This is a genomic window from Nostoc cf. commune SO-36, from assembly GCF_023734775.1.
Lineage (GTDB): Bacteria > Cyanobacteriota > Cyanobacteriia > Cyanobacteriales > Nostocaceae > Nostoc > Nostoc commune_A.
Window position 1 is genome coordinate 1,134,589 of the sequence record NZ_AP025732.1, and the last position, 18,374, is coordinate 1,152,962.

General features: G+C 41.5%; 15 protein-coding genes. 10 read left to right on the forward strand and 5 right to left on the reverse strand.

Features of this window, described 5'->3' with window-relative positions; all coding sequences use genetic code 11:
- Positions 1-68: 68 nt before the first annotated feature.
- Positions 69-1,706, reverse strand: coding sequence for a CTP synthase (locus tag ANSO36C_RS04965; protein ID WP_251958638.1), 1,638 nt, complete (start codon positions 1,704-1,706; stop codon positions 69-71).
- Between the two features lie 85 nt (positions 1,707-1,791).
- Here ANSO36C_RS04965 and ANSO36C_RS04970 point away from each other — a divergent pair, with 85 nt between their 5' ends.
- Complete coding sequence (locus tag ANSO36C_RS04970) at positions 1,792-3,621, forward strand: N-acetylmuramoyl-L-alanine amidase (protein ID WP_251958639.1); 1,830 nt, start codon at positions 1,792-1,794, stop codon at positions 3,619-3,621.
- Between the two features lie 140 nt (positions 3,622-3,761).
- Here ANSO36C_RS04970 and ANSO36C_RS04975 read toward each other — a convergent pair whose 3' ends face one another.
- Entirely contained in the window at positions 3,762-4,073 is a 312-nt protein-coding gene (locus tag ANSO36C_RS04975) for a hypothetical protein (RefSeq protein WP_251958640.1), read from the reverse strand.
- A 108-nt stretch (positions 4,074-4,181) separates the two neighbouring features.
- Between ANSO36C_RS04975 and ANSO36C_RS04980 the strand changes: the two genes are divergently transcribed.
- Together ANSO36C_RS04980 and ANSO36C_RS04985 are read left to right on the forward strand one after the other, a co-directional pair.
- Entirely contained in the window at positions 4,182-6,131 is a 1,950-nt protein-coding gene (locus ANSO36C_RS04980; protein WP_251958641.1) for a pentapeptide repeat-containing protein, read from the forward strand.
- A 466-nt stretch (positions 6,132-6,597) separates the two neighbouring features.
- Positions 6,598-7,779 (forward strand): CapA family protein, encoded by a 1,182-nt coding sequence (locus tag ANSO36C_RS04985; RefSeq protein ID WP_251958642.1) that lies wholly within the window; start codon positions 6,598-6,600, stop codon positions 7,777-7,779.
- 138 nt (positions 7,780-7,917) lie between these two features.
- Here ANSO36C_RS04985 and ANSO36C_RS04990 read toward each other — a convergent pair whose 3' ends face one another.
- On the reverse strand, positions 7,918-9,528 hold the full coding sequence (locus tag ANSO36C_RS04990; protein ID WP_251958643.1) for a serine/threonine protein kinase: 1,611 nt from the start codon (positions 9,526-9,528) through the stop codon (positions 7,918-7,920).
- A 598-nt stretch (positions 9,529-10,126) separates the two neighbouring features.
- On the opposite strand from ANSO36C_RS04990, the gene ANSO36C_RS04995 reads away from it, so the two are divergent.
- The 3 genes from ANSO36C_RS04995 to ANSO36C_RS05005 all read left to right on the forward strand — a co-directional run bounded on the left by ANSO36C_RS04995 (position 10,127) and on the right by ANSO36C_RS05005 (position 12,911).
- Entirely contained in the window at positions 10,127-10,813 is a 687-nt protein-coding gene (locus ANSO36C_RS04995) for a DUF4347 domain-containing protein (RefSeq protein WP_251958644.1), read from the forward strand.
- Between the two features lie 65 nt (positions 10,814-10,878).
- Positions 10,879-12,078: an ISAzo13 family transposase gene (locus tag ANSO36C_RS05000; protein WP_251960248.1), complete on the forward strand. Its 1,200-nt coding sequence runs from the start codon at positions 10,879-10,881 to the stop codon at positions 12,076-12,078.
- Positions 12,079-12,095: 17 nt separating this feature from the next.
- Positions 12,096-12,911, forward strand: a complete 816-nt coding sequence (locus ANSO36C_RS05005) for a calcium-binding protein (protein WP_323374563.1) — start codon at positions 12,096-12,098, stop codon at positions 12,909-12,911.
- 90 nt (positions 12,912-13,001) lie between these two features.
- Here ANSO36C_RS05005 and rpiA read toward each other — a convergent pair whose 3' ends face one another.
- Together rpiA and ANSO36C_RS05015 are read right to left on the reverse strand one after the other, a co-directional pair.
- A complete protein-coding gene (rpiA, locus tag ANSO36C_RS05010) occupies positions 13,002-13,712 on the reverse strand; it encodes a ribose-5-phosphate isomerase RpiA (protein ID WP_190942610.1) in 711 nt (236 codons plus the stop codon).
- Between the two features lie 301 nt (positions 13,713-14,013).
- Positions 14,014-14,400 carry a hypothetical protein gene (locus ANSO36C_RS05015; RefSeq protein ID WP_251958645.1) on the reverse strand — a complete coding sequence of 129 codons (387 nt, stop codon included), beginning with the start codon at positions 14,398-14,400 and terminating at the stop codon, positions 14,014-14,016.
- A 75-nt stretch (positions 14,401-14,475) separates the two neighbouring features.
- Here ANSO36C_RS05015 and ANSO36C_RS05020 point away from each other — a divergent pair, with 75 nt between their 5' ends.
- The 4 genes from ANSO36C_RS05020 to ANSO36C_RS05035 all read left to right on the forward strand — a co-directional run bounded on the left by ANSO36C_RS05020 (position 14,476) and on the right by ANSO36C_RS05035 (position 18,183).
- Positions 14,476-15,180, forward strand: a complete 705-nt coding sequence (locus ANSO36C_RS05020; RefSeq protein ID WP_251955366.1) for a DUF6444 domain-containing protein — start codon at positions 14,476-14,478, stop codon at positions 15,178-15,180.
- A 16-nt stretch (positions 15,181-15,196) separates the two neighbouring features.
- Positions 15,197-15,796 carry an IS66 family transposase gene (locus ANSO36C_RS05025; protein WP_251955367.1) on the forward strand — a complete coding sequence of 200 codons (600 nt, stop codon included), beginning with the start codon at positions 15,197-15,199 and terminating at the stop codon, positions 15,794-15,796.
- A gap of 342 nt (positions 15,797-16,138) precedes the next feature.
- Positions 16,139-16,720 (forward strand): restriction endonuclease subunit S, encoded by a 582-nt coding sequence (locus ANSO36C_RS05030; RefSeq protein WP_251958646.1) that lies wholly within the window; start codon positions 16,139-16,141, stop codon positions 16,718-16,720.
- Positions 16,717-18,183, forward strand: a complete 1,467-nt coding sequence (locus ANSO36C_RS05035; protein ID WP_251958647.1) for a type I restriction-modification system subunit M — start codon at positions 16,717-16,719, stop codon at positions 18,181-18,183. The genes ANSO36C_RS05030 and ANSO36C_RS05035 overlap by 4 nt, the downstream gene beginning before the upstream one ends.
- The last annotated feature ends 191 nt before the right edge of the window (positions 18,184-18,374 follow it).

An 18,374-nucleotide genomic window follows, 5' to 3' on the forward strand; every position in this document is an offset into this window, starting at 1 on the left:
AATGTTGCTATGCACCAATTCAAAATCTAAAAATTAATTGTGAATTACGAATTACGAATTACGAATTGTTATGATACCTCCAATGGTGTAGGTGTATCAGATGTTGAATTAGAAAGAGCGATCGCTGTTTGAATAAACCCTTTAAATAAGGGATGAGGGCTACTCGGGCGTGATTGAAATTCTGGATGAAATTGGCAAGCAAGAAAGAATGGGTGCTTGGTTAATTCCACAATTTCAACTAAGCGTCCATCGGGAGAAGTACCACTGATCACATAGCCAGACTTTAACAACAAATCGCGGTAAGCATTATTGAACTCATAGCGATGTCGATGTCGCTCATAAATCACATCTTCTTGATAGAGCTTAAAAGCTAAAGTATCAGGGAGAACACGACAAGGGTATAGTCCCAAGCGCATTGTACCCCCTAAATCCACTACTTCTTGCTGTTCTGGCAATAAATTAATTACCGGATCAGTTGTATAAGGGTCAAATTCGGCACTGTTAGCACCTGTTAATCCGCCTACGTGCCTAGCCCACTCAATCACAGAACATTGCATACCCAGGCATAAACCTAAAAAAGGAATTTGGCGATCGCGGGCGTATTTAATGGCGGCAATTTTGCCATCCACTCCCCGAACCCCGAAACCTCCTGGCACAACTACCCCATCGACACCTTTAAGATAAGTTTCGGCTAATCCAGTTTCCAAATCTTCTGAATTTATCCAACGCAGGCGCAGTTTGCCATAAGTGGAGATTGCAGCATGATTTAGTGCTTCCACTACAGATAAATAGGCATCACTTAACTGCACATATTTACCAACAATGGCAATTTCTACCTCGTGCTTGGGACTATGTAAACGTTGTACCAAGGTTTGCCACTGCGTCAAATCTGGTTTACGTTGTTCCATTTGCAGCAAGTTCAGCACTTGTTCTGCCATTCCTTCCCGTTCTAGATTCAGCGGTACTTCATAGATACTTTTGGCATCTTGAGAAGTGATGACGCATTCTTCCGGCACATCGCAAAATCCCGATAATTTCTGCTTTAATCCCTTGGGTAAGGGGCGATCGCTCCGACAAACTAAAATATCTGGTTGAATACCAATGGATCTCAGTTCTTTAACTGAATGCTGTGTCGGCTTAGTTTTCATTTCACCCGCCGAAGCAATCCACGGTACTAGCGTTACGTGCATATACAGCACATTCTGCCGTCCTACCTCTTTGCGGAACTGGCGAATTGCTTCCAAAAACGGTAGTGATTCAATATCTCCCACCGTCCCGCCAATTTCTGTAATCACTACAGAAGGGTTTGTGCTTTTAGCAACTCGTAGAATGCGGTCTTTAATTTCATTGGTAATATGAGGAATTACCTGTACAGTACCGCCATTGTAGTCTCCGCGCCGCTCTTTATTGATGACTGCCTGGTAAATCGAGCCAGTAGTAACACAGTTCAAACGCGACATTGAGGTATCGGTAAAGCGTTCGTAATGCCCCAAGTCCAAATCTGTCTCCGCACCATCCTGGGTAACGAATACTTCCCCATGCTGAAAGGGACTCATCGTCCCAGGATCGATATTGATATAAGGGTCAAGTTTGAGAATCGACACCGAATATTCGCGCGACTTGAGCAAACGCCCTAGACTTGCTGCTACAATGCCCTTACCAATACTGGAAACTACGCCTCCAGTAACAAAGATAAACTTAGTCATAGTAATTTGAATTTCTAACAACTTCTAAAAATACATCCCGTCATTGTGCCACAGTTATTGTGGTGTAATCTTCTGTGATTTTGCAGTGAAAAAGCTTTTTGGATTAGTAGTACTAGGCTGTATTCTTACCTCCTCCGTAGCATTGGCAGAACCATCTCTTATAGTCGTTTTTCCCCAGACAAACTACCAGACAAGTGCCCAAAAAATTTTCTTTCTGGGCACTGCACCACCAGATGGTCAGGTTTTGATCAATAGTAAGCCAATTACCCGCAGCAAAGCAGGTCATTTTTCCCCAAGTTTCCCCTTGCAGTTGGGGGAGAATCTTTTTACTGTGCGTCACGACAATCAAGAACTCCAGATTAAAGTGACAAGGCTTACCACTGGGGCTGAGTTACCACAAGGGTTAGCCTTTGCTAAAGATTCACTGACTCCCGCAGTTGACATTGCCAGACTACCGGGAGAAATAATTTGTTTTAGCGCGATCGCACCCCCTAACGCTAATGTCTCTGTCAAGTTAGCTAATCAAACTATTGGCCTTTCACCCCAACCCCAACAGGCACAACTACCAAGTAATTTGGCAGCTTTGACAGGGCAAAATCAGCCTCATGCCCAGTCTAGCGTAGGAAAGTATGAGGGTTGCATTACACTGCAACAACCTGATCCTGCTTTTTCATCCCTAATTTACGGTAACAACATCATTTCTGGTGCTGTTGTCCCAGACTCAAGTAAAGAGGTAGATTTGGGACAACCTCAGTTTCAACTGACGCTCAATGGCAAGACGATAACTCAACCAGGGACTGGTAAAATTCAAATCCTTTCAAAAGCACAGTTGCCAGTTTCTGAGGTTACAGTAGAGTCAGGGGTGGCTCGCACTGGCCCAAGCACCGATTATTCTCGACTCACGCCACTGCCCAAAGGCACACGCGCAACAGTTACAGGTAGGGAAGGTGAATGGTTGCGCCTAGATTATGGCGCTTGGATTAATAGTAAAGAAACCCGCATTCTCCCTGGTGCAGTTCCGCCACAGACAATCATTCGCAGTGTCGGATACCGTCAACTCCCTGGTGCGACAGAGATAGTTTTCCCTTTACAAGTTCCTGTACCTGTGAGCGTACAACAAAGTGAGCAAGCTCTCGCTCTCACCCTCTACAATACCACTGCCCAAACGGACATAATTCGCCTGGATGATGACCCCTTAATTAATCGTCTAGATTGGCAACAGGAAGCTCCAGGACAAGTAAAATACACCTTTAACCTTAAAAAAGCTCAACAGTGGGGATATAAGCTGAGATACGACGGTACTACCCTGGTTTTGGCTTTGCGTCATCCGTCTAAAATTGGGAACACAAGACGTAAGCTTTTAGCTAATTTTAAGATTGTACTAGATCCAGGGCATGGCGGTAAAGAATCTGGTGCCAGTGGCCCAACTGGATATTTAGAAAAAGATGTCAATTTAGTGATATCGAAGTTGCTGCGCGACGAGTTGGTGAAGCAAGGGGCAACGGTGGTGATGACACGAGAGGACGATCGCGAAGTTTCGCTAGTAGAACGTCAGGCAATTATCAGTCAAGAAGAACCTGCGATCGCTCTTTCCATACATCACAACTCTCTACCTGATAATGGCGATGCCGAGAAAACCAAGGGATTCGGCACATTTTGGTATCATCCCCAAGCCCACAGCCTCGCAATATTTTTACAGAACTATGTAGTCAAAAACCTCGGTAGACCTTATTATGGTGTGTTTTGGAACAACCTAGCGCTGACACGTCCAGCAGATGCGCCATCAGTGTTGCTGGAATTGGGTTTTATGAGCAATCCCGATGAATTTGAGCAAGTGGTGAACCCACAAGAACAGAAGAAAATGGCAAAAGCGATCGCTCAGGGGATTACTGAGTGGTTTAGAAGTGTGAAATAAAGTTGAAGGTACAACACTAGTTGTACCTTGGTGGAGTGCGATCGCTCATCGCTATTTTTTAGCTAGTTGCTCAATGTTGCGATCGGTCTTTGTTCAAGGTGTTTAACTTTAAGTTTATAAAAATTAACTATTTTACTAGATTAAAAATGGCAAATATAAATTGATTTACCATTAATTAGCTGATTGGTTACAGAGCCGATCATGTCAGGTTTTGGTAAAAAGCTTGCAATTACGGCTTCCTTAGCTTGACTAATCGGAAATTTGTGTACAATTTGCCAAGTTTTATCTTCTCTGAAAATCTGAAAGTCTTTTCCTTCTAGAATATTATTATCAAGTAGATTTTTTTCTTTTAACGCTTTTAAGGCAGACTCATCTAAATATGCTTCCTCTTGTGATCTAAGAAAAGAATCTAAAACACGTGCTTTACCAGTTGCAGTATAATCGATTTGCATAATCTTAACAAAAAAAGTTTATTAACAGGCTGTAATTCTAACATTCTCGTAATTTAGGTGAGGCAGGGTTTGCCGAATTATTTAATAAAATACTTTTTAAACTTAACAATGTCTTTAGACTTTTCTGGTCAAAATCTCCAAAGGTGCTTCTTCAAAGATCAAAATCTTGCGGGTGCAAACTTTAGCTATGCGGATATCCAAGGTGCAAATTTTACTAATGCTATGCTCACAGATGCGAACTTGTGTGGTGCGAACTTGTGTGGTGCGAACTTGTGTGGTGCTGACTTGTGTGGTGCTGACTTGTGTGGTGCTGACCTAATTGATGTTTATCTCCGTAATGCCAAAATTAACGAGTCAACAAAAATTGATAGTAAATGGCATCTAGTTTGGGAGATCGTCAATCAAGGATCTGAAGGTCAAAGCTTGAGTGGTACTGACTTGAGTAGTGTTAATTTGTGTCGTGTCAATCTGTGTTGTGCCGACTTGAGCAATGCTAATCTGGTTGGTACTGATCTATACAATGCCGACTTGAGTAGTGCAAACTTGAGTGATGCAAACTTGAGTGGCGCTAATCTAATTGATGCCGACCTATATAATGCAAACTTGAGTGGTGCAAACTTAAGTGGTGCTGACCTGATTAATACAAACTTGAGTGGTGCTAACCTGATTAATGCAAACTTGAGTGGTGCTGACTTGACGGATGTAAAAATATGTAATACCAATCTGCGTGATGTTAACTTCAGTACTACCAACCTGAGTGGTATCGATTTTAGTTATGAAAACTTGAGGGGTGCCAACCTGAGTGATGCCAACCTCAGTAATGCCAACCTGAGTGATGCCAACCTGAGTGATGCCAACCTCAGTAATGCCAACCTCAGTGATGCCAACCTCAGTGATGCGGACTTGAGTGATGCTAACCTATGTAATGCCAATTTAAGTAATGCCAACCTGAGCGGTGCAAACTTGAGTGGTGCCAAAATTAACGAGTCAACAAAAATTGATAGTAAATGGCATCTAGTTTGGGAGATTGTCAATCAGGGAGCTGAAGGTCGAAACTTAAGTGAGTCTGACTTGAGTGATGCCGATCTAAGCAGTACTAATTTGAGTGATGCCGACTTGAGTGGTGCCGACTTGAGTAATGCTTATCTAAGCAGTACTAATTTGAGTAATGCCGACTTGAGTAATGCCGACTTGAGTGGTGCCGACTTGAGTGATGCTGATCTAAGCGGTACTAATTTGAGTGATGCCGACTTGAGTGGTGCCGACTTGAGCGATGCTGATCTAAGCAGTACTAACTTGAGTGATGCCAACTTGAGTGATGCCAACTTGAGTTGTGCCAACTTGAGTTGTGCCGACTTGAATGGTGCCAACTTGAATGGTGCCAACTTGAGTTTTGCCAACTTAACTGATGCCAACTTGAGTTTTGTCAACTTAACTGATGCCGATCTGATTGGTGCTGGTTTGAGTTATGCCAACTTAACTGATGCCCAAATTAATGATGCAAGGGAAATTGATAGTAAATGGTATCTGATATGGGAGATTATCAGTCAGGGATTTGAAGATCAAAACTTGAGTGGAGATGACTTAAGTTATGCCAACCTCAGTGGTGCCAACCTAAATGGTTCTAACCTAAGTGGTGCTGACCTGCGTGGTGCTGACCTGCGTGGTGCTGACCTGCGTGGTGCTGACCTGCGTGGTGCTAATTTGAATCATGCCAACCTGCGTGATGCTAAAATTAATGAGGCAACAAAAATTGATAGTAAATGGCGTCTAGTTTGGGAAATTGTCAGTCAGGAATCTGAAGGTCGAAACTTAAGTGGATCTGACTTGAGTTATGCCGATTTAAGCAGTACTAATTTGAGTAATGCCGACCTATATGATGCCGACTTATATAATACCAACCTGAGTAATACCAACTTGAGAAATGTAGATTTGATTGACGCTAATCTCATTGATGCTAATTTGAGTGGTGCTGATTTGAGTTATGCTGACTTGAGAAAGGCATACTTGATTGATGCCAATCTGATTGATGCCAACTTGCATGGTGCTAAAAATTAACGAGTCAACAAAAATTGATAGTAAATGGTTGATGTCTAGTTCGGGAGATTGTCAGTCAGGGATCTAAAAAAAATCTCTTACAATTGTTGATGCAAAGGAATACCCGAAACACACCCGACACCCTTACATCTATAAAAGGCGCAATAACTAATTGCAGGTCATTACACCTGTGTTTATTGATAAAGGGTTTGAAGGATTAGCTTATTTTCTTATGGTTCCCATTTGAACACAGATGCGATCGCCTCCAGTGAAGTCATGAGCATCTTAATCTGTGATATTTTGGCGCGATCTCTGAAGACAAACCGATGGTGTTTGGCTTAGTAGCTGCGATACATCATTATTTACAAATGAGATGAGATAATAGTTCAGTATTTACTTAGTCAACTATTTCCCAAAAAACACTAAAATATACACCGTTTGCACAGGCTTTCAGGGTAAACTAATGCCATCGTGTGAGGAGTGAACGATGGTAGATGGCAGCCTGGGGCGAGTATTCTCATTTAGTTTTATCAGCGTCTGTTTATATCTAGGTATTAGTATAGGAGTCATTATTCGGCTTGGGCAATCACAGCGATTAAACGCTGCTACTAAACCTACCGAGCCTGTACAAGTTCGATTAGCTATCCCTGAACTTACGCCATCAACAACAAAAGAACAAACATTTACAAAGACTATTACTATCAAAGCGGTTGGAGATATTATTCCCGGCACTAATTTCCCTAACCATAGATTACCCCGCTTTCGAGATCAATTATTACCAAAGTCAGTGAGAAGTCATTTACAAGGATCTGATATCTTGTTTGGTAATTTTGAAAGTAGCCTAACTAATTATCCTTATACAGCCAAAGATATCAGTCGAGGACAAGTCTTTGCCTTTCGCTCTCCACCTGCGTATGCCCGGCTATTTGCTGAGGCTGGTTTTAATGTGTTCAATATGGCAAATAACCATGCAATGGACTTCGGGCCAGTAGGGTTTAAAGATACAAAGAAAAATCTTGAGGCTGTGGGTATTGCAACATTAGGACATAAAAAGCAAATTCTTTATTTGGAAGCCAACAATATACCTGTAGCAATGATTGGGTTTTCTCCTTATGAAATGTATAATTCCATCCATAATTTAGGAGTAGCCAAAGCACTCGTAGCAGAAGCCAAAAATAAAGCCAACATAGTAATAGTATCGATGCACGCTGGAGCCGAAGGAACGGGGGCGCTGCACGTTAAGAATCAGACAGAGTTTTTTTATGGAGAAAACCGAGGTAATTCGATCAAGTTTGCTCGAAACATGATTGATTCAGGAGCAGATTTAGTACTAGGACATGGGCCTCACGTTCCCAGAGCGATGGAAATTTATAAAGGAAAAATTATTGCTTATTCTTTAGGAAACTTTTTAGGATATCGGACTTTATCTACAAATGCCCAGACAGGTGACTCAATGATTTTAGAGGCTAAACTCAACCAAGCAGGAGATTTGATATCAAGTAAAATTATACCTGTTCGGATGGATAGACAAGGAATTCCTCATATTGATCAGAGTTTTCAGACTGTAAGACTTATGCGTTATTTAAATAATCAAGCTTTTCCCAAGAATCCCGTGAAGATTAATAAAAAGGGGGAAGTTGTTCTACAGAATAAGCTTGCTCGTCCTTAAAATAATTCGTAATGACGCTTCGCTCCTGCGTCGCGATCGCGGACTCGCTACCGCTACGCTAACATAATTAGTTAATAGAAGTTAGCGCAGTGAGTCCAACACCGCGCTGCTTCACTAAAATTCAAAATTCAAAATTGACTAATTATTGTCATCTTGTGGCTTTTCCTCAAACTTTTGAACATTCTGGGGTTGGCTATTAGTTGGTGAATTTTGCTTTTCCAGTGTTGGTACTACTACAGCAGAAGGATCTGATTGTTTAGATTCCGTTGGTGGTGCTGCTGGTATAACCACAGGGTTCGACGGACTCACGGGTTGAGGAGAGGCAGAATCTTGACTAGAAGTGGGTAAGTTATTTTGTGGCAATGGTTCAGGGGAAGCATTACGAGATGAGCGGATCGCCCGTAGTTTCTCTACTAGTGAGGGTGTAGGTGAAACGCTAGGTGAAGGTGTGGATTGTTCAGAATCCTCGCGTTGTGATTCTTTTGTAGGGCGAGAGATGGGAGATTCTTTTTGGGAAGAACGACGATTGCGCCGACGCTGAGAAGGTGGTGCTGATTCGGTTCTTGAGGTGGTGTTAGTCTCTTCACCTCCGGGTGAAGATTTACTGTTGAAGTTGGGTGCTTTTGCACCTGATTCTTGAGTTGGCTGTTCAAAAAGCGGCTTTGTGCTTGGCTGCTGAGATTTAGGTAATAAGCTCGTAATCCCAAAACCTGCTGTAGCTGCCACTACAGCTACACTTAGACCAATAAATACTTGAGATGACCCCAGCTTTTTAGCCAGTACAGTTTCTTTAGCGATGCCTGGGTTGGGCTGTGCCAACGCAGCTCGTCTAGGAATAGAATTTTGGGCAGTTTTCCCAATTACAGTTTCTGCTTGCTGGGCAGATAAATTAACAGTTGGCACTGCGTAAGTAGGTGAAACTTGTGGTGTTCCATTCATGCCATTGCCTGGGAGCAATTGCAGCCACTCAGCAACTGTCGCTGGCCGAAAACGAGACTCTACCGCCATACCGCGCATTACGGCTTGGTTGACAGCAGCACTCAAGTGTGGTTGCAGTTCGCGGGGAGAAGGCATTTGCTCGCGATCGCGCAATAATGCTGGTATGGGAACTTGAGCTGTCAACAGTGCATACAAGGTTGCTGCTAAACCGTAAACATCTGTGGCAGGTGTGCGTGGCGCTTGCGTCAAGTACTGCTCAATGGGAGAATAACCCTCAGAAACCATACCTGTGTGAGTCTGTCTAGCACCGCCATTAAATTCCCTGGCAATGCCAAAATCAATTAGTATTACTTCCTGTGTTCCCAGACGAAGAATGATATTATCTGGTTTGACATCCCGGTGTAATAAACCATTGTTGTGTACTACCTGCAATGCTGCGCCAATTTGTCGGATGTAATGAATTGCTGTGGCTTCAGGCAGTGGTATCCCTGGTAATACAAATGCGTCTCCCAAGGTTTCGCCAGCAATGTATTCCATCACCATGTAAGGTAATCCAGATTCAACAAAAAAGTCACTAACTCGGACTATATTTGGGTGGATACACGCAGCTAATCGTCTCGCTTCATCTTGGAATTGGCGCTCGAATTTGGCAAAATCAGGATGTTGTCGCAGCCGTTCATTGATGGTTTTCATCACCACCTCCTGACCCAAGTAGTGATGTGTAGCTTTAAATGTAATGCCAAAGCCACCCCGCCCAATTTCTTGAATTAGGGTATATTTTCCATCCTGCAAAATTGTGCCTGCTAACATAAAGAGTCCTGAGTCCTGAGTGAGCAGATAACTAGCGAGTCCTGAGTCTTCAGGGATTTCCCAAAAATTTTCCCATATTTTTATCGGGCAGGGTTCTTGCCTGTCTATCTTACGGGATAATTTATTTGTTGAAATACCTTAAGTGAGAAAGACCTCCCCATGATCACAAAAGTTTTATCTTTCTCAGATGATAGCGCGGGACTGTGGTAAGCCTAAAGTGAAAGACGAGTTAAGGTATGTTTTTAGGTTTTATCAATAGAGATATGAGTGAAAAAATGTAGAGATGTAGGAATGCTACGTCTCTACAAGGATTATGCATAATGCAGATTTAATTTCCCTAAAAATAGAGGTAATTTAGCTTTTACCGCCGGATAAAAGCTGATTTTTGATATATTTGCTAAATATAAGTTGTAGGACTTAGTAAGATTGCATACTACAATTGCTTTACAAAAATGGCAACTTGCTAGATGATAAAAACGAAAGGGAAAAGAATTAGTAAACATATAATTTTTTACTCTCGATAGTTGTGTGAAATTCCTGTAATTACAAGGCTGAAGTCGGTTTGAGTTTCCCTCATCACTTAGCTCGAAGTAAGAAAATGACAACGCTACATACCTCACACTTCCAAGAAAATTCTGCAATTTTCACCTCCGATACCCATAGTTTAGTCTTCATCGACATGGCGATTGAAGACTATAGCGGTTTAGCCAATGGTGTGCTTCCCAATACCCAAGTGTTTGTGCTTGACTCTACACAAAACGGTGTTGAGCAAATTACAGAAATGCTGGCGAGTTGCAATCCCTTGAATTTGACTAACATTCATATAGTCTGTCACGGTATCCCAGGTAGCTTACAGTTGGGCAACACCAATTTAGGACTTGATAACCTAGATAAATACAGCCAGCAACTGCAACAATGGCAGAATATACGTTCAGCCTCTGCCAAAAGTGATAAACCCTGGAACCTACTCATCTATGGTTGCAATGTAGCTTTGGGTGATGCAGGAGCAGAATTTGTCCAAAAACTGCACCAACTCACAGGAGCGAATATTGCCGCTTCCCGTCAGCGAATTGGCAATGCAGCATTAGGCGGTAACTGGGAGTTAGAAGTTTGCACTGCTCAGATGGAAGTGAGTTTAGCATTTACAGAAACGACGCGGAAAGCTTATGCAGGTGTGCTAGCGACATTTACGGTGAATAATACCGGAGATGCTGATGATGGCAATGCGAACAACGACATCACCACACTCCGGGAGGCAATTAACTTAGAGAACTCCACAGAATAATTGATCCTATGATAAGAGAAAGATAAATTCAGTGTGCAGTCTAGCTCATGTATCCAAAATCTATCATTCAACTCACCGCGCACCTAAAATCTCTGTACATCAAAACAGCGAAAAAACTCAAGGGAAGTGACCGAAGACAATTCATGGCAGAAGTAGTCAAAGGTTTGGGAATAGGTGGACAAACTGTGGCGGAAAGGGAGTTGGGATGGAATAGGCGCACTATCCGTAAAGGGATGCAGGAGTTAGAGAGTGGTCAGCCTTTTATTGATGGTTTCAGGCGTAGTGGACGCAAGCGGGCTGAAGCAAAATTATCAAACTTGTTGAGGGATATAAAATCGTTAGTAGACCCACAAAGTCAAACTGACCCCAGTTTTAAAAGTATACGTTTGTATACACGCATGACGGCAAGCGAAGTCCGTCGTCAACTAATTGAACAATTTGGTTACACAGAGGAAGAACTACCTTCATCAGAAACAATTCGACGAAAATTGAATGATTTAGGCTATACCTTAAAAAGAGTTCTGAAAACCAAGCCTATCAAGAAAATTCCCGAAACAGAAGCGATTTTTGAACAAGTTGAACAAATTAATAGTGAAGCTGACAATGACCCTCATACTCTGCGAATTTCCATTGATGCTAAGGTAGCAGTTAAGATTGGAGAATTTGACCGTGGGGGTAAAAATCGAATGCCAACCATCTCAGTAGACCACGACTTCCCGACGGAGATAACTCTGATTCCCTACGGCATTTTTATACCTGAATACAACGAGTTATTTTTATTCTTTGTTTCTTCCAAATTAACCGCTGATTGTATTGTTGATTTGCTTGAAAGCTGGTGGCAAACTGTCAAACACAGATTTGCTCATATTCAAAAACTGGTGATTAATCAGGATAATGGACCTGAAAATAATTCTCGCCGCACTCAATTTATGAAGCGGATTGTAGATTTTGGTACATCATCTCAACTGACGTTACAACTTGCTTATTATCCGCCTTATCATAGCAAATATAACCCGATAGAACGTTGTTTTGGCTGGTTAGAACAGCATTGGAATGGTAGTTTACTTGACACTGTTGAGACTGTACTGAATTTCGCCCAAACTCTCACATTTAAGGGTAAAAATCCGGTGGTCACATTGGTAGAAACAGTTTATTCTACAGGAGTTAAACTTACTACCTCCGCTATGGCAGAAATTGAAACACAGATTCACCGCCTCCCCAATCTCAGAAAATGGTTTGTAGAAATTTTTGCTAAACCCACATAGCTATTGGATCATTTTTTTTGTGGAGTTCTCTTAGCGAATTGGATACCATCAAATTCCAAGGTGCTGGATTGACAGCCCAAAATCTGCTACTCAGCCAGAATGGTAACAATCTGGAAATCAGCTTTGAAGGGGTGGCTGATAATAAATTTATCCTGCAAAACTTTCCCCTGGAAAACCTAGATAACCTCTCCACCATCGGCAATATTCTGTTTGATGGGCAAACCCGCATTCGTGACAGCTTTGATGTCTTCAATGCCAACTCCACCCAAAGCACCATCTTCAACAAAAATACAGTTACCTTCTTCAATGACCTAAACAACAATGTGGATGGGTTTGACAACTCAGATGATGTCATTAATGGTCAAGGGGGTTCTGACCGCATTGATGGTAAGAGTGGCAACGATCTGCTACGGGGCGGTGCAGGTAATGATAGCCTACTTGGTGGTACTGGCAATGACATTTTTGTTGGTGGCGAAGATAATGACATCGTTATTGGTGGTAGTGGCAATGACATCGTTATTGGTGGTACAAGTTACGATACGCTGACTGGCGGTAGTGGTCATGACCAGTTCATCTACCAAACCTTGAGTGATGCTGGTGATACTATCACTGACTTTAATCAGAGTGAGGATAAGTTAGTCCTCACTGACCTGTTTAAGAGTCGGGGCTACGGTAGTAGCAATCCCATCAATGATGGCAACCTAAAATTTGTGCAATCAGACACTTTTACACTAGTTATTTACACTGAGGCTTCTTATTACTCTTACACCTTGGCTACTTTGGATAATTTCACAGCGACAAATCTGGTAATTGGTACTAACGTTATCGTCTAGCGCTCAGTTTTATTGTGTAGCGAAAAACGAAAAACGATGTAGAGACGTAGCAGTGCTAAGTCTCTACAATTGCTCCAAAATCTAAAATTCTTACAGTTGCCGCACTAATGGCTGACCATCTTTGACTTCACCAACTAAAACTAAATCGACACAGTTAACGAAAATACCATTTTCCAGAACGCCGGGAATGTTATTCAATGTCTTTTCTAATCCGACTGGATCTTCAATAGAGTCAAATCTAACATCTAAGACAAAGTTACCTTGATCGGTGATTACTGGCCCAGCTTTTTTTATACCCATACGGAGTTCTGGTTTGCCACCGAGTTTTTTGATGGCATTGGTAACAGGAGTAATTGCCATTGGAATCACTTCCACAGGCACAGCAAAACTAGAACCTAAGCGGTCTACTAACTTACCACTGTCTACCACAACGATAAACTGTTCTGCCAAGTAGTCTACGACTTTTTCGCGGGTATGAGCTGCACCACCGCCTTTAATCAAATTCTTTTGCGGATCGACTTCATCTGCTCCATCTATGGCAATATCGATATGGTCAATAGCATCCAAGGTGGCGAGAGGAATACCATACTGCTTCGCTAGCACTTCTGACTGAAACGAGGTGGGTATACCAATGATATCTTTGAGTTCACCAGACTTGAGGCGATCGCCCAAAAACTGAATCGTATATGCTGTAGTTGACCCCGTACCCAACCCCACAATGGAACCCGACTTAACCAGGGCCGCGGCGGCTTTGCCAACTTCTTGCTTCATCAACTTTACGGGATCTGCTGCTGCGGTCATTGCCAAAACTGCTCCATAAAACTTATCTAAGATGAACATACCCTAAGTTACACACCTTTTACTGTTTATTTCTAGCTTCATCAAAGACCGCCAGCGACACATTATCCACAGGTGTTTTCGGTCGAGCCAACCGAAAGAAAGATACTTTTTTAAGTTTAAAGATCCATTAAAATCTCTATCTTTAAATAAGACTAGAATTTTTACACTCAAAAGCTTGTGAACAATTTTTGCTGATGGAAATGGAACACCAAGGTGTCATTTTTGAGACATTTTGGTATTCCATAACGAAAATTATGAGACGTTAACCGGGATACAGAGGGATACGATTACTCAGTTCTGGAAAACGCCACTTCACGTAAGTACAAAGCTGCTTATAACTTTTGCATTGGAGATTGTCCAAGTCTTTATAAGGGTCAAGTCCCTGACTCTTGGCGTGTTCTATGATTATTGCCATAAGGATTTTACGAGCCTTAGCCTCACTTTCAATCTTTTGTTGTGCCTCAGCCTCAGCCTTTTTCCGGCGTACAGCCTCAGCCTGATCTTGCTGGATATAGCTTATCCACGCGACAAATTCGACAGATTTGTTGAGAATCTGAGGCGCGTCTTCTCGGTTAATCACCATAGATAAAAATGTCAGAGGGTCTAACTGAGAGTCATCTGAGTTAGGATTATTCGGTGGAGAGATCATAAATTTTTCGTAACTGCCCAGGTAGGAAAGTCAGGGATATTCCCGTGAAGGGAGAAAAGATGGTAATGTTCAAGAATGAGTCCAGAAGAAAAAGATCAAAAAATAGAAAGGCTAGAGCTAGAGGTTAAGGCACTGCTGGAAAGGATAGCAGAGCTAGAGAGAAGTTTGGGACTAGATAGCCAAACAAGTTCAAAACCACCAGCCAGCGACGGACTCAAAAAGTCAAATCAAATACGGACAAAAAGTTTAAGAGAAAAAGGGAAGCGGCCATCAGGGGGGCAGATAGGTCATCCAGGGCAGACATTAAAACAAGTATTAGAGCCAGAGAAAATAGTAGAACATCCAACACCATGCTCATGTCCTGGATGTGGAAGTGATATTGGGGATGTAGGAATCAAAAAAATCATCAAGCGACAAGTATTTGATATACCAGCCCCACGCATCATCGTCACAGAACACAGAGTGGCAGTCAAAGAATGTCCAGAATGTAAAACTCTCCTACAAGGTAGTTTTCCAGAATCTGTCACAGCACCAGTACAGTATGGAGCCAGAATTAGAGCAGTTGCAGCTTATCTAAATCATCAACACTTTATTCCCGAAGACCGATTGAGTGAAGTGCTGCTAGATTTATTTGGTTGCCGAATGACACCAGGGACAATCGCAAAGACAACTTTGACTCTGGCTCAAATCATAGAACCAGTAGTAGCAGAGATGGCCTCTGAGGTAAAAGCAGCAGCAGTTAAACATTTAGACGAGACTTTCTTTGAGGATTGGTGGTAAAACCAATTGGCTGCACGTGGTTGCCACTAAAACACAAACTTGGTATCGAGTTTCTCCTCAACGTAAAGACATAGAAGTATTAGCTGATATCAAGGGTGTAGTAGTCCACGACCATTGGAAACCCTATTATCAACTCCTTGATGTCAATCACGCTTTGTGTAATGCCCATCATCTTCGAGAACTCAAAGCAATAGATGAAATCGAGCAAGAACCTTGGGCTAAATCCATGAACAAGTTGTTGCTTTTAGCTTGCAATTACAAGCATCGTTATCAATCAGGTATTCCCAAAAATGTTGTTGCTCGTCTGACTCAACTGTACGAGCAAATTCTACAACGAGGGCTGAGTTTTCACTCCTCTCAATCACCCCTAATCCGCAAAGGTAATCGTGGGCGGGTGAAACGACGTGTTGGTCATAACTTGTTGTTGCGGCTTCAAAATTTTCAGAGTGATGTTTTACGGTTTCTGACACAACCTGATGTTCCCTTTACCAATAATCAGGCAGAACGTGACTTGCGGATGATGAAATGTAAGCAGAAGATTTCCGGTGGTTTTCGCTCCTTCGAGTTTGCGGTTTCATTCGCTAATATCCGTTATGCATCTTTCCACTGCTTCTAAGCAGGGTCTTAACTTACTGGAAGTTATTACTCAGGCGCTACTTGGTAATGTCTCTGTTTTTCTCGCCTCAATTACTACTAGCTAGGCAGTTACAATTTTTCCTCAAAGTAAATTTACGGTCAACAGGCAGTGCGCCTGACCGTTAATGGATGGACAACCAAATTAAAAACGTTTGAAATAAGATAACGCTGCTGGACTGGTACTCCAGTTGCGTTTTTTTCATGTCTTTACAATCTGGTTGCGGATATTCTAGCAATCTCTACGCTAGACTGTCTACAGTAAGCTTATTACTTCATGCAATAAACCACTTACTGCTTAATTAATAGATAGTCTAGCAGATTTATGTCTCATTTAGCTCTGCCTCTTCAGAAAATAGGGGAAATATTCCAAGGAATTACACTTAGCCGTTATGCAGACGATAACGGTAGACCAGAGCGCGTTGTTAGTTTGTCTGATCTTGAGTACCTATACATTGAACGTAACCCAAATGTGGTTCATTTACGCTTATCTGACCTTGAGCGGTATCGAATAAAAACTGGCGATGTGGTGATTTCCAACCGAGGTACGCTCCTGAAAGCGTCAGTAGTTACAGATAAATTAGAAGGTAGCTTGGCGAGCAATAATGTGGCTGTTATTCGCCCCATTGTAGAAATCGATCCTGTGTATTTGGCAGTTTTGATGCGTTCAATATGGCTAGAACAGCAACTAGCCACTTTATATTTGCAATCTTCTACCATTCAGTTGATTCCAATTTCTCAATTACGTAGTCTCAAGATTCCATTACCTAATTTGGAGACTCAAAATAAATTAGCTCAACTATTTTTAGCTACTGAACGAGCTAACCGTATTACCCTGGAAATTTTAGACACGCGAAATAATTTATCAGAATTTACTCTTTTTCAAACTTTGGAAGGACAGCAATGATTACTTTAGAATACTTAGAAGATAGACTTTGGACTGCTGTTAGTATCCTACGAGGCGTTACTAATGGTGATGATTATATTAACTATTTGTTCAGGCTTCTGCTTATAAAGCGATTCTCTGATTTATTTGAGGAAGAATCTCACAAAGCCAAACCACGCTTTTTTGTTCCTGCAATTTCGCAATGGAATTATTTACAGCAAATACCTGAAAATATTGGTCAGGCACTTAATGAAGCTGGTAGAGCTATTGAAATTTATAACCCAGGTGTCAGAGAATTACAAATAATTTTCATAAATTATAATTTTGAACATAGCCACAGTCAAGTTTATATTAAAAAGCAAGATCAAGTACTACGCCAATTAATATGGCATCTCTCAGAGATTAAACTCCAGAATAAATATTTTGGTGAACCAGACCTATTAGGAAAAGGTTGTGAATACTTAATTTCACAATTTGCAGCTAATCTTGGTAAAAAATCTGGAGAGTTTTTTACTCCGCAGAAGGTAGCAGAACTGTTAGTAAGTCTGCTTGAACCACAACCAGGAATGAGTATTTGTGATCCTTTTTGTGGATTTGGAGGTATTTTGACTGAATGTATCAAGCAAATTAAACATTTGGAAAATAAGCCAAATGATTTACTGCTTTATGGACAAGATATAAACCAGAATACTTTTAGCCTTGCCAAAATTAATTTACTTTTGCATGATATTTTTAATTTTGACATCCGCTTGGGAGATATTATCCGTGAACCACAACTAGTTGAAAATGGTAATTTAATGCTTTTTGACAGAGTAATTTCTAATCCTCCATTTAGCATCCGTGATTGGGGTTATGAGCTAGCTAAATTTGATGTTTATGGCCGCTTCCGTTATGGAATTCCTCCTAAAGGAAGTGGTGACTTTGCTTTTATTCAGCACATACTAGCCACACTCAAAAACACTGGCAAAGCTGGGGTAATAGTTCCACTTGGAGTTTTATTTCGTGGAGGTGCAGAAAGTGAGATTCGCACAAAGATTATTGAATCTGACTTAATTGAAGCAGTAATTGGTCTTGCAGGCAACCTATTTTATGGCACAGGTATTCCTACGGCTATTTTGATTTTTAATCGGGATAAGCAAGAAGACCGTAGAAATAAAGTTTTGTTTATCAATGCTAGTAATGAATATCAAAAGAGCCGTAATCAAAATTATCTGCGTGAAGAAGATATCACTCATATCATCACAGCTTACCAAGCCTTTCAAGATGAAGAGGGATATGCTAAAGTTGTGGCTCTAGAAGAACTAGCGGCTAATGAATATATTCTCAATATCAACCGCTATGTCCTAACCCCCAAGGATGAAAATGACAAAATCGATATTGAAGCGGAGATTATCAAGCTACGCGAATTAGAAGCTCAACGTGCTGAAGCAGAGAAGGATATAAATAAATACTTACGTCAACTAGGAATAAAATTAAGTGATTGACTACAAGCGATCGCAAAATAAATTAGCTTAAAAAATAAGAGTTTCACCATACTTGCACCCACCTTCAAAGTGCTAGGCTACACATCCTACTTAAAACTTTTTCAAGTCAGCCTCATGCTTGACTTGATACTGGCAGTCTAAATACATAACTTACAACAAGCAGGTATGCAACATTGCCCAACTTAAATTCG